Source organism: Streptomyces nanshensis, assembly GCF_001751255.1.
Classification (GTDB): Bacteria; Actinomycetota; Actinomycetes; order Streptomycetales; family Streptomycetaceae; genus Streptomyces; species Streptomyces nanshensis_A.
This window is the reverse complement of record NZ_LJGW01000207.1, coordinates 264-14,883: the sequence shown is the minus strand read 5'-3', so window position 1 is coordinate 14,883 and position 14,620 is coordinate 264. Positions and strand designations below refer to the sequence as shown.

Below are 14,620 nucleotides of genomic sequence, written 5' to 3'. Positions count from 1 at the left end.
CGCGCGTCAGGCCCTCGCCGGTGCGCAGGCCGCGACCGGCGGCGGAACGCAGACGGTGAGTGCGCCCGCCGCGGGCCCGTCCGTCGCGGCGTCGGCCTCCGCCTCCGCACGCGTACCGGGTCCGGCGTCCTCGGGAGCCGCCGCGTACAACGGCGCCATCGAGGACGACATGCCCGCCGAGGACGATCCCGACCTGGACGAATCGGCCCTGTCCGGTTACGACTTGATCGTCCGGGAGCTGGGAGCCACGGTGATCGAGGAGGTCGAGCACGAGTGACCGCACACCGTGACGGACGCCCGTTCGCTGCCCGTTCCGTGCGGGTCCGGGGCGGGATCCGGACAGGTTCAGCGGGCTCCGCACAGAGCACGTAGGCTCGTCTACGAGATGAAGACGTACGCGCAGGGCATCTGCGGAGCGTGCGCGTACGCCGCGTACAGCACGTACAGCACGTACAGCGCGTGACGGACATGCGCCGCGTGTGCGGACAAGACGTCGTCGACGAGCCAGGAGCGAAGTCGTGATTCCCGGTGGTGGGGGCCAGCCCGACATGCAGCAGCTGTTGCAGCAGGCCCAGAAGATGCAGCAGGACCTCGCCGCGGCACAGCAGGAGCTGGCCGAGACGTCCGTCGAGGGCTCCTCGGGCGGCGGCCTGGTGAAGGCGACCGTGAACGGCACGGGCGAGTTGAAGGGTCTGGTCATCGACCCCAAGGCGGTCGACCCGGAGGACACCGAGACGCTGGCCGACCTCGTGCTCGCAGCCGTACGGGACGCCACCGCGAACGCCGAGGAGCTTCAGCAGCAGAAGCTCGGCCCGCTCGCGCAGGGCATGGGCGGCGGCGGAATGCCGGGGCTTCCGTTCTGAGGCCCGCGTTCCGGCACGTGCCGCGGCAGAGCCGGCGGGCTACGGACCGCCGGGCTACGGACCGCCGGGCTACGGGCCGGCAGGTCCGGGCCGTCGGAACGGCCGCGGGGGCCGGGATCGTTCACGCTGTGAGCGCCGCCGGAAGGGAAACCGGCGGCCTCCGGCATCAGGGCGCCGGGACACCGGTGCGGACACAGCGCACACTGCGCACACCGTGAACGCTGCGGACAGCGGGGCGTCCGGCGGCAGGAGCCGGCACGAGTCGGTACGAGTCCGACGGCAGGGACGGGAGAATCCGTGTACGAAGGCGTGGTTCAGGACCTCATCGACGAACTCGGCAGACTGCCCGGCGTCGGTCCCAAGAGCGCTCAGCGGATCGCCTTCCACATCCTCCAGGCCGAGCCCGCAGACGTACGGCGTCTCGCGCACGCCCTGACCGAGGTGAAGGAGAAGGTCCGCTTCTGTGTGGTGTGCGGCAACGTCGCGCAGGAGGAGAAGTGCCGCGTCTGCGCGGACACACGCCGTGACGGCAGCGTCATCTGCGTCGTCGAGGAGCCCAAGGACGTCGTCGCGATCGAGCGGACGCGGGAGTTCCGCGGTCGTTACCACGTACTGGGCGGCGCCATCAGCCCCATCGAGGGCGTCGGCCCCGACGATCTGCGCATCCGGGAGCTGATGACACGGCTCGCGGACGGCGCCGTCACCGAGCTGATCCTGGCCACGGACCCCAATCTCGAGGGAGAGGCGACGGCCACCTACCTCGCGCGTATGGTCTCAAGCATGGGGCTGAAAGTGACGCGCCTGGCAAGCGGTCTTCCCGTCGGGGGAGACCTGGAGTACGCAGACGAGGTCACGCTGGGGCGGGCCTTCGAGGGAAGAAGGTTGCTCGATGTCTGAGGCCACACTCAATGCCATCAAGGACAACCCGGACGACTTCGCCGTACAGATCGCCGACCAGATCGAAAGCTTCATCGTCTCGGTGACCGAGGTGGCGAAGGGCGACGACCCGGACAGCGCCATTCCCTATCTGCTGCTGGAGCTGTCCCAACTGATGCTGGCGGGCGGCCGGTTGGGCGCCCACGAGGACTTCGTGCCGGTCGAGCGGTACGAGCCGGACATCGGCCCCGAGGCGGACGTCGACGAGATGCGCCTCAAGCTGGCCGCGTTGCTGGACCCCGTCGACGTCTACTCCGAGGTCTTCGACCCGTACAAGCCGCGCACCGCCCCGGTCGCCAGCCGGCTGTCCGACGATCTCGCCGACGTGATCACGGATCTGCGGCACGGCATGGCCCACTACAACGAGGGACGCGTCAGCGAGGCCCTGTGGTGGTGGCAGTTCTCCTATCTGTCGAACTGGGGCCCCACCGCCTCCGCCGCCCTGCGGGCCATCCAGTCCCTCGTCGCGCACGTTCGTCTGGACACCCCGCTCGACGCGCTCGACGGTCTCGACACGGACAGCAACGCGGACGAGGACGACGGTGAGTTGGAGCAGGAGGCGGGTGCGGTGATGGCCGCCGAGATCGGCGTTCCGCTGGGGATGCAGCCGGAGCGCGGCGGGAGCTGAGGCGGGCGGGTGCCCGGCGCCCGGGCTCCGACGCGGACGGCCTCACGTGCCTCGTGCCTCGTGCCTCGTGATCCGTGGCCCGTGGCCCGTGCCGCGCTGTCGGGACCGCGATCGTGGCCGGTTCTCGCGTTGCTGTGAGTGAGCGGTGTCCTTACACTCCGTTACGGCCTGTGTGGTGCGGCGACGGAGGTTCAGGCATGGCTCGGGTGTGGGAGGCGGATCCGTCCGCGTTATTCATGCGGCGGCTGGGCAAGTCGGCGGCCGAACTGGGCAAGACCGAGGACGACGACGGCTGTCCCGACATCTGGGAGCTGGACAACGGCGACATCGCCGTCATCGGCCGCGACCTCACCGCGGACTACCGTTCGCGTCTGCCCGCCGACGCCTCGATCGCCGCCGACGAACGCCTCGTCGTGATCCCCGGCGTCACGCTGCGCGCCGCGAAGCCGGACATCGGCGATGCCTGACGAGGCGGGCGGCCTCGTACTGGACCGGGCGCGGGGCGTCCGGCTGGAACTCGCCGCGTACCGGCAGGACTTCCGCATCCGGCGGGCCTCGGTCCCGGCCGGCCGGCCCGGCTGGAAGTTCGAGCGGCGGCAGCACTTCCAGGAGCGGTCCTCGCCGAGCTGGGAGGCCTTCCGGCGCGGTGACTGGGACGAGGCGCTGCGGCTGGCCGCCGAGCGCCGCAGCCACTGGCGGAGCGTCGCACGGGACGACCGGGAGCGGGGCGCGGTCCTGCACCGCGTACGCGTCGTGGAGGAGCCGCTGACGCCCTATATGCAGTGGGAGTTGCACGCCCTGAGAGTTCAGGGGGAGAGCGGCAGACCGGTGCGCGTGGTCGGCGGCGAGGCGGTGCGCGCGCTGGAGAGCGCAGGGCCGCTGCCCGAAGTCGTCGTGCTGGGCGGGCAGGTGCTGTACGAGATCCTCTACACGGACGAGGGACTTCTGCACGGCGGCGTCCGCTATACCGACGCCGGTGTGATCGCCCGCTGGGAGGCGTTCGTCGAGCGGCTCTACGAGCAGGGCGAGGACGTCGTCCCGTACGTCGACCGCGCTGTGTCACACTTGCCCGCCCCGATGACGACACAGGTGGCGGACCATCAGTAACAGCAGCGCGGACGAACCGGCTTCCGGCGGTACCCACTCGGACCTGTCGGGGTCGTCGCGCGACGTCGTGCAGGCGGGGCACGTCAGCGGCGGCGTGCACTTCCACGGCGGGCAGGGTGCGTACGGCGACACGGGGTCCGGCGGCCGGCCTCCGCCGCGTCAACTGCCCGGGGACTTACGGCACTTCGTCAACCGCACCGCCGAACTGCGCAGTCTCGACGCGACGTTGACCACCGGCGGAGATCCCTTCGTACCGCCCGTGTGCGTGATCGCCGGTACGGCCGGAGCGGGCAAGACCGCGCTCGCCCTGCGCTGGGCGCACCAGGTCAAGGACCGTTTCCCCGACGGCCAGCTCTACGTCAATCTGCGCGGCTACGACCCCGGCGAACCGGTCTCCGCGGAAGAGGTGTTACCCCGCTTCCTCACGGCGCTCGGGGTGACCGCGAGCGCCGTCCCCGCCGATACGGACAGCGCGGCGGCCCTGTACCGGACGCTGCTGGCCGAGCGCCGGATGCTGGTCTTCCTCGACAACGCCGCGACCGTCGCACAGGTGCGCCCGCTGCTTCCCGGCAACGCCCGCTGCCTCACGATCGTCACCAGCCGCAGCCGGCTCTCGTCGCTCGCCGTCCGCGACGGTGCGGACCGGCTGACCCTGGGCACGCTGGACGAGCCCGAAGCCGTGGCCCTGCTGCGTACCGTCACCGCGGGCCACCGCGCCGAGGACGACGCGGCCAAGCTGGCCGAACTGGCCCGGCTGTGCGCCCACTTGCCGCTCGCGCTGCGCATAGCGGCCGAACGGGCGGCCACCCACCCGCATATGAGCCTCGACGAGCTGATCACGGATCTGTGCGACGAGTCGGCGCTGTGGGACGCCCTCAGCACGGGCGACGAGGAGGGCGGCGAGGCCGTCCGCGCGGTCTTCGCCTGGTCCTACCGTGCGCTCTCCCCCGAAGCGGCGCGGCTCTTCCGCTTACTGGGGCTGCACCCCGGACCGCAGTTCGCGCTCGGGGCGGTGGCGGCGCTCGCCGGAGTCAGCGTCCGCAGGGCGCGGCAGTTGCTCGACGTGCTGGTGGGCGCGCATCTGCTGGAGCAGACGGCACCGGACAGGTTCGAGTTCCACGACCTGCTGCGCGCGTACGCCGGCGACCAGGCCCAGCAGGAGGAGTCCGAGCAGGGGCGTAACGAGGCGCTGCGCAGGGTGCTCGACTGGTATCTGCACACGGCGGACGCGGCGCAAGGCTGGATCAAGCCACACGAGAGGCGTCTGCCGTCGCAGCCGCCCGCCGACGGCGTCACGCCGGTGTCCTTCGCCGACTACGACCAGGCCGTCGACTGGGCCGAGCGGGAACACGCCAACTTCCTCCCCGCCGTACGGGCCGCCTCGAACGCCGGACTCGACGCGCACGCCTGGCAGTTGGCGGCCGTGCTGTGGAACGCCAAGGCGCCCTCGTCCCTGACCTTCGACTGGCTGCCCATCGGCCACGCCGGGCTGGAGGCCGCCCGCCGGACCGGCGACCGCGCGGCACAGGCACGGTTGCTGGAGAGCTTCGGGTTCGGCTACACGAAGCTCAGCCGCATCGAGGAAGCGCAACAGGCCCACGAAGAGGCGCTGACCATCCGGCGGGAGACGGGCGACCGGGCCGGCGAGGCGAACTCGCTCAACGCGCTCGGCCTGGTCCACCTGCGGAAGCGGGAGTTGGGACGGGCCGAGGCGAGGCTCGGCGAAGCCTCGGCCCTCTTCGCCGAGTCGGGCGAGACCCGCCGCCAGACCGTGACCCTCGCCAACCTCGCCCTGGTGCGCTTCCGCGCGGGCGAGCTGGAGCAGGCCGCGGAGGACATCGAGCGGGCCCTCGCGACGCACCGGGAGCGCGAGGACGCACGGAGCACGGGCAACGCCCTGTGGATCCTGAGCGGTGTCCAACTGGAGCGCGGCGAGCCGCAGGAGGCGCTCGACTCCGCCGAGGAGGCGCTGAAGTTCGCCCTGGATCTGCGCAACCATGTCGCGGAGGCGTGCTGGCTGTTGGCGGTCGGCGACGCGCAGCAGGTGCTGGGCGACCACGGTGCGGCGCTCACCGCGTACAACCGCTCGGCGACGCTGCACCGCAGGCTCGGCGACCGCAGCCGTGAGGCGCTGGCCTGGCACGGGACGGGGGAGACGTACCGCCGGCTCGGCCGCCCGGACGAGGCCGCCGCCTTCCACCGCCGGGCCGCGGCGGCGTACCGCGAACTCGGCGACGCCTGGGGCGAGGCCGTCGCCCTCGACGGTCTCGCGCACGCCGTCCGGGAAGAGCGCGGGCAGGATCGGCAGGACGAACGGGGTGAGCAGGCCGCGCGCGAGCACTGGGCCGCGTGTCTGCGGCTGCTGGACGGTTACGACGACGCACGTGCGCGCCGGATGCGTACGGAGGTGCAGGCGCGGCTCGACCAGGGGTGACGACGGGTGAGGTGCCGTGATCCGTTTCCGGCGGGCGGTGGCCGTCGCCGTCCGTACGGTGTGAACTCCCGCCTCTAGGCCGGTGCTTCGGCCGCCACCGAGACGTCCTCCAGGTCCTTCGCGAGCGACTTCGCGACCGCCTTGGAGCCGATGCTGCCGAGGAACTTGCCCATCGTGCCGGTGAGGCTCTTCTTGTCCGTCTCCGAGGCGAACGACAGGCGGACCACGGTGACGTCGTCCCCTTCGGGGGTGAGCGCGAACTCCGAGGTGTAGTGGACGCCTCGGGAGTCGGACTCGACGACGTAGCGTCTCTCGGGTTCCGAGGCCGTCACCCACATCTCCTCGGTGGCCTCCTTGCCGAAGATGCTGCGGGTCTCGCGCCAGCGTGTGCCCTTGCCGAAGGGTCCGTCGCTGAGCATCTCCACGCGCTCGATGCCGCTGATCACGCGAGGGGAGCCCTCGATGTCGGTGAGCGCTTCCCAAACCCGGGCGGCCGGAGCCGAGATGCGACGCTCCACCGTCACCTGCCACGTGGTCATGAACGAGCCCTTCCGTAGGGGACGGCGGAGTGTGGCATCCAGCCCGATGGCCGAAATCAGACCAGCAGCAGTGTGCTGCACCGGGACCCGTGCGTCGAGGGGTCGGCCCGAACGGGGCGTTGTCCCCTTCCGGTAATCGCCGTACACGGTGCGTGACGAGTGCCTAGGCTCGCCGGTAACGGCTCGAATACGCAGCGTGTCAGCGGAGGTGTGGAGTGGCGGAGAAGGACAACTCGTCGGCGACCATGCGGATGTTCGGGAGTCAGCTCAGGCTCTGGCGCACGCGGGCGCGGTACAGCCGCGAACAGCTCGCCGACGAGGCCGGTTACTCCCTGGATACCGTGGCGTCGGTGGAGAAGGGACGGCGCATGCCGCCGACCGATCTGGTCGAGACGGCGGAGACGCTGTTCGACGCGGGCGGCATGCTGCGGGACGCGGCGAGCAAGATCGTACGGTCCAAGTACCCGGACTGGTTCGAGGAGTACGCGCAGTACGAGGCGGACGCGGTTTCGTTGGGGCTGTACGAGAACCACGTGGTGCCGGGCCTGTTTCAGTCGGAGGAGTACGCAAGTGCGGTCTTCCACAGCGACTATCCGCGACTGGACGATGCCGAGATCGAACGTCGGCTGAGTGCACGTGTGGAGCGCCAGGCGCTGCTTTCACGGACGCCGCGGCCGATGATCAGCGCCGTGGTGGAGCAGATTGTGCTGGAGCGCTGGATCGGCGGCCGGGAAGCGATGAAAGACCAGCTCGTGCATTTGCTCCAGGTCGCCGAACTACGGTATGTGGACATGCAGATCATGCCGACGCGGCGTGAGTCCCATGCCGGACTCGCTGGCCCCATGTATCTCATCGAGACGGACGCTCAGCAGCGCCTCGTGTATTCGGAGATGCAGAAGGGCAGTGTGCTGATCTCCGATCCGAAAGACGTCAGCGACCTCAACTTGCGTTATGGGATGCTCCGTTCGCAGGCCCTCACCCCCGAGGAATCCGTGAGCCTGCTGCGGAAGACGTTGGAGGATCTATGAAGACCGCGACTCCCGGTACGTCTGGTTCTGACGAGCTGACCTGGTTCAAGTCCAGCTACAGCAGTGGCGAGGGCGGTGCGTGTGTCGAGGTCGCGCTCGGCTGGCACAAGTCCAGCTACAGCGGTGACCAGGGCGGCGCCTGTGTCGAGGTGGCCGCGTGCCCGAGCGTTGTGCACGTGCGGGATTCGAAGGACGTGGACGGTCCGCAGCTCGCCGTGGCGCCCGAGGCGTGGGCCGCGTTCGTCGGGCGGGCCGCCGGAGAATCTGTCGCATAACACCCTTGGAAGGCGCCGGACTTGGCACCGACATTGGACTCCGAGTGCCGTGTAGGCGGCCTCGGAGTCCGCTGAGTTTGGCAGCGATTGCCAGGAGACCTATGAGTGCCGAACAGGGAACGAGCGTCCCCGGCCTGACGTGGTTCAAGAGCACTTACAGCAGTTCGCAGGGGGACAACTGCGTCGAGGTGGCCGTGGATTGGTTCAAGTCCAGCTACAGCGGTGATCACGGAGGCGACTGCGTCGAGGTCGCGCTCGGCTGGCACAAGTCCAGTCACAGTAGTGGCGAGGGCGGTGCCTGTGTCGAGGTGGCCGCGTGCCCGAGCCTCGTGCATGTGCGGGATTCGAAGGACGTGGACGGTCCGCAGCTCGCCGTCGGGCCCGAGGCGTGGGCCGCGTTCGTCGGGCGGGCCGCCCGTGAGGCCCTCGCGTAACACCCCCGTACGACACGGGACTTGGGCCACGTTCGGACTCCGGCGCTTCAGGCGCCGTCCCCGCGCGGCCTCACGTAGAAGGACGTCGTCGCCTCGACGCAGGCTGCCGCCACCTCCGCCGGTGCGCCCGCGGCCTCGTACGCCGCGCCCCACGCCTCGCTGCTGTGCGTCATGAACGCACGGGCCTCGTCCGACTCCCGCCAGACCGACAGATCCACCGGGGGATCGCCGTCCTGGCCGTCCCGGAGGTGGAGGTGGAGACCGAGTGCCGTCAGGTCCCAGACGAGTCCGGTCGCTCCCGGGCCGAAGACGTCCCAGATCTCCGGCGGCGTCACGGCGACGTGCTCCAGTTCCAGGACGGTCCGGTCCGGGCTCCGGGCCGTCAGCCGTACCTCGACCTCGCTGACGTCGGGGTCCTCGCCGAACAGCCAGCTCACCTTGAGCAGTCGGGGCGGCTCGCAGCGCAGGATCTCGCCGTACGCGCCGCCTTCCAGTCGGTAGTCCCCGCCGGGCTTCAGGTCGCCGGTGACGGGCAGCAGCCAGCGGCCGAGGCGTTCCGGGTCCGTGCAGGCGTCCCACACGTCCTCGACCGCGGCGTCGTACGTGCGCCGGAGGAGGACCGCCGGGGTGTCCCTCCCTGCCAGGAGGCGCACGCCGAGTTCCCGGTGGACCTCGTCTGCCCGGCCCGCGGTGTCGCCGTCGCTCATCACCGTTCCGCTGTCCTTCCGTTCCGCCGCGGCTCCCCGCAGCCAGGGCCACATCACAGAGTGTGAGCGCGCTCCGCCATGAAACCGGCGCCGTTCGCGCCGGTCAACCGGAATGGGAGGCTCCCGTCGGTCCCTCCGTACGGTCCCCGGCCCGTGTGAGGTGCCTTACGTTCCCGTGTGGGCGCCCCGTGAACGGGCAGGGTCCCTCGCTGGACGAGAGGGCCCCGGGCCTTCTCGGTAAAATGAGCCGACCCGTGGATTTCCGGACGGAAGTCCCCCCGGCCGCCGCCAGGCAGGCGGGGTAAGGGTGCGAAGACTTGAGAGTCGAGGAGCGAGCACACGTGGGCCTTGTCGTGCAGAAGTACGGCGGCTCCTCCGTTGCCGATGCCGAGGGCATCAAGCGCGTTGCCAAGCGGATCGTCGAGGCCAAGAAGAACGGCAACCAGGTTGTCGTCGTGGTCTCGGCGATGGGTGACACGACGGACGAGCTGATCGATCTCGCGAAGGAAGTCTCCCCCGTGCAGACGGGACGCGAGTTCGACATGCTGCTGACCGCCGGAGAGCGCATCTCCATGGCACTGCTGGCGATGGCGATCAAATCCCTCGGACACGAGGCACAGTCGTTCACCGGAAGCCAGGCGGGCCTGATCACCGACTCCGCGCACAACAAGGCGCGGATCATCGACGTCACACCCGGCCGCATCCAGACCTCCGTCGACGAGGGCAACATCGCCATCGTCGCCGGTTTCCAGGGCGTCTCCCAGGACAGCAAGGACATCACCACGCTGGGGCGCGGCGGTTCCGACACCACCGCCGTCGCGCTGGCCGCTGCCCTGGAGGCCGACGTCTGTGAGATCTACACCGACGTCGACGGCGTCTTCACCGCCGACCCGAGGGTCGTGAAGAAGGCGCGCAAGATCGACTGGATCTCGTTCGAGGACATGCTGGAGCTGGCAAGCTCCGGTTCCAAGGTGCTCCTGCACCGCTGCGTCGAGTACGCCCGCCGCTACAACATCCCGATCCACGTCCGTTCGTCGTTCTCGGGCCTCGAGGGCACCTGGGTCAGCAGTGAGCCGCCGGGCGGGTACGAAGGCCACGGAGAGGGCACCCCGGGTGCACAGGCCGCCTTGAAGAACGGGCGGAGCGAGGACAGCGGGCAAGGGGATCAGTCGATGGAGCAGGCGATCATCTCGGGTGTCGCGCACGACACTTCCGAGGCGAAGGTCACGGTTGTCGGAGTGCCGGACAAGCCGGGCGAGGCCGCGGTCATCTTCCGTGCCATCGCGGACGCCGAGGTCAACATCGACATGGTCGTGCAGAACGTCTCGGCGGCCTCGACGGGCCTGACGGACATCTCCTTCACGCTGCCCAAGAGCGAGGGCCGCAAGGCGATCGCGGCGCTGGAGAAGTCGCAGGGCGCGATCGGGTTCGACTCGCTGCGCTACGACGACCAGATCGCGAAGATCTCGCTCGTCGGCGCCGGCATGAAGACCAACCCGGGCGTGACGGCGACCTTCTTCGAGGCGCTGTCGGAGGCCAAGGTCAACATCGAGCTGATCTCCACCTCCGAGATCCGCATCTCCGTCGTCACGCGTGAGGACGACGTCAACGAGGCGGTGCAGGTGGTGCATTCGGCGTTCGGCCTGGACAGCGAGAGCGACGAGGCCGTCGTCTACGGAGGCACAGGGCGGTGACGCCCGGCGCCCGCGCGGCCCGTCCCGGCGGCGGGCCCGCGGGAGGGGCCGGGCACGCGGCGCGCGAGGAGCGGCCCGTGCTGGCGGTGGTCGGCGCGACCGGCGCCGTCGGTACGGTCCTGCTCACGCTGCTGTCCGAACGGGCGGACGTGTGGGGCGAGATCAGGCTGCTCGCCTCGCCGCGCTCCTCCGGCCGGGTACGGGACGTACGCGGCGAGGGCGTCGCCGTACGCGCCCTGAGCGAGGAGACGCTGACCGGTGTGGACGTGGCCGTCTTCGCCGTGCCCGAGGACGTCGCGGAGCGGTGGGTGCCCCTCGCGGCGGAGCTGGGTGCCGTCGTGGTCGACGGTTCGCGGGCCTTCCGGACGGCGGCGGACGTACCGCTCGTCGTGCCCGAACTCAACGGCGAGGACGTACGGTCCAGGCCGCGCGGCGTCGTCGCGAGCCCCGGCTGCACCACGCTGTCGATGATCGTGGCGCTGGGCGCGCTGCACCGTGAGTGGGAGCTGGCCGAGCTGGTGCTCTCCTCGTACGAGGCGGTCTCCGGCGCGGGACGTTCCGGAGTGGAGGCGCTGCGCGGGCAGTTGGCGGCCGTGACGTCGGCGGAGGCCGCCGGCGCGGAGCTGGGACGCCACCCCGGGGACGTACGCCGGGCCGTGGCCGAGGGACAGGGGCACGCGGCCGCGGCCGCCGCGGCGGCGGGCGGGCCGGGCGATCCGCACCGTACGCCCGTCGCGCTCAACGTGGTGCCGTTCACCGGGGAGATGGGCGAGGGCGGATGGACGTCGGAGGAGCTGACCGTCCGCGACGAGACGCGCCGGCTGCTCGGCGTACCGGAGCTGCCGGTGACGGCGACGTGTGTGCGGGTGCCGGTGCTCACGGCCCATTCCACCTCGGTGCACGCCCGGTTCGGCAGCGAGGTGTCGGTGGGGCGTGCACGCGAGATCCTCGCGAACGCGCCGGGCGTGGTGCTGTGCGACGACCCCGCGCAGGGCGACTTTCCGACGCCCGCGGACGTGGCCGGCACGGATCCCACCTGGGCCGGGCGGGTACGGCGGTCGCTGGACGATCCGCGCGCGCTGGAGCTGTTCCTGTGCGCGGACAATCTGCGCAAGGGCGCGGCGCTCAACATGGCGCAGATCGCGGAGCGGGTGGCGGCCGAAGGGGCCGCGGCGTAACGCGCCCGTGGCGGCGCATGGCGGCGGGGGACCCGGCGGTCGGGGGTTCAGCGGTGGTTTGTGGTGCGGTCCCCGTCGGCGCGTGCCTCCGCGTACTCCTCCAGCACCGCGTCGAGCGTCCGGGACGCCTCGCGCCGTACGGCCTCGTCCGTGCCCCACGCCAGCGTGATGAGCGCCTTCCACAGCGTCCAGCCGCGCCCGCGCGCCCAAGTGCCCGCGTCCAGGCGGCCGTCGGCGTACATCACCGTACGGAAGGCGGCGCGGCTCTCGCCGTGCAGCAGCGTCCAGGCGACCGACAGATCGCAGGCGGGATCGCCGACGCCCGAGCAGCCGAAGTCGATCACCGCGGCGAGACGCCCGTCCCGTACGAGCAGATTGCCGTGCGCGACGTCGCCGTGGAACCACACCGGCGGGCCCGTGAACGGCGCGCCGAGCGCCGACTCCCAGACGTCGGCGGCGAGTTCGCACGGAATGCGTCCGGTCAGCGCGGCGAGGGCCCGCCGGGTCTCGGCGTCGTACGTCGTCAGGGGCGCGCCGCGGAAGGCGCTGTGCGCACCGGCGAGCGGGCCTCCGGCGGCGTCGGCGCGTTGCAGCGCGGTGAGGAACCCGGCGAGGTCGCGAGCGAACTCCCGGAGATCGCCGATGCGTTCGGGGCTCGCCGTCTCACCGTCGAGCCACCGGTTGACCGTCCAGCGGTAGGGATAGCCCTCGGCGGGCTCGCCGCAGCCGAGCGGCGCCGGTACGGGCAGCGGCAGCAGCGGCGCCAGCACCGGCAGCCAGGTCTGCTCCTTGGCGGCCTGCTGCGCGTAGCCCTCGGCGCTCGGCAGCCGGACGGTCATGGTCTCGCCGAGGTGGAACGTGCGGTTGTCGACGCCGCCGGCGGCGACGGGCTCCACCGGCAGATCCGCCCACTGCGGGAACTGCCCGGCGACCAGCCTGCGTACCAGCGCCGCGTCGATCGACGGGCGTGCCGTGTCCGTGCTCATCCGGCACAGGCTGGCGAGGCACGGTGCGGTGGGGCAACCGGATTTCGGCGCGGACGGTGCACGGACGGTGCGCGGGCTTCGGCCGGGGCGGCGGCGGACGGTGCCGGGAGCCGTCGACGGTGTGCTGCGTCCCCGTCGTCCCCGTCGTCCACGTCGTCCACGCCGCGCACGCGGATCCGGGCGCGACGCACCCGGATCGATGCGGATTCGATCGAAGTTCCGGCTGCCGAAGGGCTCTTGGCACTGGCGGGCGCGCGGCGCCTGAACGAGAATTTGCCTCTCCGGCCGCTGCAACCGCCGCCGGGGCACGACGCGTCTTTGTGTCCACTGCCGGATTCGAGGGGCGTTGTGACGGTAGAGGCATCCGGGAAGAGCTGGTGCGCATGAGCGCGTTCGAACGATCGTCTACGGCGGTGCCAGACGCGTACAACCCTCCAGGGGGAGTGTGTGTCCAACAAGCGTGGCGGAAGCATTCGGACCAGTACTCGCGACAGCGCCCGGCGTCTCCGGAATCAGCACCGGGGGCATGCCGGTGATTTCGCCGTGGTCCGCGCCCCGTCCCACGCGCGTCCCCGCCCCCGGCGCGGAAGCTGACGACGCGATGACAGCGGGCACGACCGTCGACCACCTGACCGAGACCTACCGCGTCCACTACAAGTCGCTGCTCGGGCTCGCCGCCCTGCTGCTGGACGACACCGCGTCCTGCGAGGACGTCGTCCAAGAGGCCTTCATCCGCGTCCACTCGGCGCGCAAGCGCGTCCGCGAACCCGAGAAGACGCTCGCGTATCTGCGGCAGACCGTCGTCAATCTCTCGCGCTCCGCGCTGCGTCGGCGCATCGTCGGGCTGAAGCTGCTCTCCAAGCCGATGCCGGACATGGCCAGCGCCGAGGAGGGCGCCTACGAGCAGTTGGAGCGGGACGAGCTGATCCGGGCGATGCGCGGACTCCAGCGGCGCCAGCGCGAGGTGCTGGTGCTGCGCTACTTCGCCGACATGACCGAGGCACAGGTCGCCGAGGTGCTGGGCCTCTCGCTGGGCTCGGTCAAGGCGTACGGCTCACGGGGCATCGCGGCGCTGCGCGTCGCCATGGAGGCCGCCTCATGAGCGCCTACGACGAGCAGGACCAGGTGCTGAGCCGGCGTCTGCGGGAGCTGGTACGGCTGGCGGGCGCGGGCGAGTTGCCGGACGTGCCGACGGAGCCGGGCGGTCCGTACGAGCAGGGGACGCGGCTGACCGGGCAGGTGACCGGCACCGGCGGCGAGCAGCGGAACGAGGGTGAACGCCCGCGCCGTGACGGCGAGTCGGGGCGCGCGCCCCTGGTCGCGCACGCGCGGGACGGCGGCGACGGAAGTCCCGAGGACCCGGGGGAGCCCGAGTTCCCCGAGGGCCCGCACGCCCCGGAGACCCCGCAGGCGCCGGAGGTCCCCGATCTGCCGGAGAGCCCCGACCTGCCGGACCACCGCTCGCCCGAGACACCGGATCTGCCGGATCTGCCCGGCGTCCCCGACGTACCGGACGTGGCCGGCCCCGGGGAGATGCCCACCATCCCGGACGCCCCGGACATCCTGCGCAGCCCGTACGTCCCGCCGACGCCGGACATCCCCGCGGCGCCGGAGATCCCGGAGGCGCCCGCCGTACCGGACATGCCGGAGATCCCGGAGGCCCCCGAGATCCCCGAGACCCCCGGCATCTACGACGAACCGTCCATCCCGGACCCCCCGCGGATCGACGACCCCCCGGACCTTCCCGAAGCCGACCGGCCCGTCGAACTGCCGGGCCCGCCGGGCGAGCCCGTACCCCCGGAGGCGCCGGA

General features: G+C 71.3%; 15 protein-coding genes and 2 pseudogenes. 14 read left to right on the top strand and 3 right to left on the bottom strand.

The features are described 5' to 3' along the window. The 7 genes and pseudogenes from AN218_RS38165 to AN218_RS12170 all read left to right on the top strand — a co-directional run. A pseudogene (locus AN218_RS38165) lies at window positions 1-277 on the top strand (DNA polymerase III subunit gamma and tau); the annotation flags it as partial. Window positions 278-518: 241 nt separating this feature from the next. After that, the gene (locus AN218_RS12195) at window positions 519-863 is read left to right on the top strand and encodes a YbaB/EbfC family nucleoid-associated protein (protein ID WP_079132092.1); all 345 of its coding nucleotides are present in this window, start codon (window positions 519-521) and stop codon (window positions 861-863) included. Window positions 864-1,160: 297 nt separating this feature from the next. After that, window positions 1,161-1,760 carry a recombination mediator RecR gene (gene recR / locus AN218_RS12190; protein ID WP_070016868.1) on the top strand — a complete coding sequence of 200 codons (600 nt, stop codon included), beginning with the start codon at window positions 1,161-1,163 and terminating at the stop codon, window positions 1,758-1,760. Beyond that, window positions 1,753-2,427: a DUF5063 domain-containing protein gene (locus AN218_RS12185; RefSeq protein ID WP_070016867.1), complete on the top strand. Its 675-nt coding sequence runs from the start codon at window positions 1,753-1,755 to the stop codon at window positions 2,425-2,427. The genes recR and AN218_RS12185 overlap by 8 nt, the downstream gene beginning before the upstream one ends. A gap of 197 nt (window positions 2,428-2,624) precedes the next feature. Next, window positions 2,625-2,894, top strand: a complete 270-nt coding sequence (locus tag AN218_RS12180; RefSeq protein ID WP_070016866.1) for a hypothetical protein — start codon at window positions 2,625-2,627, stop codon at window positions 2,892-2,894. Beyond that, window positions 2,887-3,534: a DUF6879 family protein gene (locus tag AN218_RS12175; RefSeq protein WP_070016865.1), complete on the top strand. Its 648-nt coding sequence runs from the start codon at window positions 2,887-2,889 to the stop codon at window positions 3,532-3,534. The genes AN218_RS12180 and AN218_RS12175 overlap by 8 nt, the downstream gene beginning before the upstream one ends. A 67-nt stretch (window positions 3,535-3,601) precedes the next feature. Next, complete coding sequence (locus AN218_RS12170; protein WP_244900412.1) at window positions 3,602-5,968, top strand: ATP-binding protein; 2,367 nt, start codon at window positions 3,602-3,604, stop codon at window positions 5,966-5,968. Between the two features lie 74 nt (window positions 5,969-6,042). Here the strand turns inward: AN218_RS12170 and AN218_RS12165 are convergent, their stop codons facing one another. Next, a complete protein-coding gene (locus AN218_RS12165; RefSeq protein WP_070016864.1) occupies window positions 6,043-6,507 on the bottom strand; it encodes an SRPBCC family protein in 465 nt (154 codons plus the stop codon). A gap of 215 nt (window positions 6,508-6,722) precedes the next feature. Here AN218_RS12165 and AN218_RS12160 point away from each other — a divergent pair, with 215 nt between their 5' ends. From AN218_RS12160 to AN218_RS12150, 3 genes are all read left to right on the top strand, one after another. Then, the gene (locus AN218_RS12160; RefSeq protein WP_079132090.1) at window positions 6,723-7,535 is read left to right on the top strand and encodes a helix-turn-helix domain-containing protein; all 813 of its coding nucleotides are present in this window, start codon (window positions 6,723-6,725) and stop codon (window positions 7,533-7,535) included. After that, a complete protein-coding gene (locus AN218_RS12155) occupies window positions 7,532-7,810 on the top strand; it encodes a DUF397 domain-containing protein (RefSeq protein ID WP_070016863.1) in 279 nt (92 codons plus the stop codon). The genes AN218_RS12160 and AN218_RS12155 overlap by 4 nt, the downstream gene beginning before the upstream one ends. Window positions 7,811-7,911: 101 nt before the next feature. Then, window positions 7,912-8,244: a DUF397 domain-containing protein gene (locus AN218_RS12150; protein ID WP_070016862.1), complete on the top strand. Its 333-nt coding sequence runs from the start codon at window positions 7,912-7,914 to the stop codon at window positions 8,242-8,244. A 47-nt stretch (window positions 8,245-8,291) separates the two neighbouring features. Here the strand turns inward: AN218_RS12150 and AN218_RS12145 are convergent, their stop codons facing one another. After that, on the bottom strand, window positions 8,292-8,951 hold the full coding sequence (locus tag AN218_RS12145) for an SRPBCC family protein (protein WP_070016872.1): 660 nt from the start codon (window positions 8,949-8,951) through the stop codon (window positions 8,292-8,294). A 341-nt stretch (window positions 8,952-9,292) separates the two neighbouring features. On the opposite strand from AN218_RS12145, the gene AN218_RS12140 reads away from it, so the two are divergent. Together AN218_RS12140 and AN218_RS12135 are read left to right on the top strand one after the other, a co-directional pair. Then, the gene (locus tag AN218_RS12140) at window positions 9,293-10,645 is read left to right on the top strand and encodes an aspartate kinase (protein WP_070016861.1); all 1,353 of its coding nucleotides are present in this window, start codon (window positions 9,293-9,295) and stop codon (window positions 10,643-10,645) included. Beyond that, on the top strand, window positions 10,642-11,823 hold the full coding sequence (locus AN218_RS12135) for an aspartate-semialdehyde dehydrogenase (RefSeq protein ID WP_079132089.1): 1,182 nt from the start codon (window positions 10,642-10,644) through the stop codon (window positions 11,821-11,823). Before AN218_RS12140 ends, AN218_RS12135 begins: the two co-directional genes overlap by 4 nt. Before the next feature lie 47 nt (window positions 11,824-11,870). Here AN218_RS12135 and AN218_RS12130 read toward each other — a convergent pair whose 3' ends face one another. Beyond that, window positions 11,871-12,809, bottom strand: a complete 939-nt coding sequence (locus AN218_RS12130) for an aminoglycoside phosphotransferase family protein (RefSeq protein WP_070016860.1) — start codon at window positions 12,807-12,809, stop codon at window positions 11,871-11,873. Between the two features lie 526 nt (window positions 12,810-13,335). Between AN218_RS12130 and AN218_RS12125 the strand changes: the two genes are divergently transcribed. Continuing rightward, window positions 13,336-13,911, top strand: a complete 576-nt coding sequence (locus AN218_RS12125) for a SigE family RNA polymerase sigma factor (RefSeq protein WP_079132088.1) — start codon at window positions 13,336-13,338, stop codon at window positions 13,909-13,911. Beyond that, window positions 13,908-14,620 (top strand): annotated as a pseudogene (locus tag AN218_RS12120) (hypothetical protein); the annotation flags it as partial. The gene AN218_RS12125 and the pseudogene AN218_RS12120, both read left to right, overlap by 4 nt.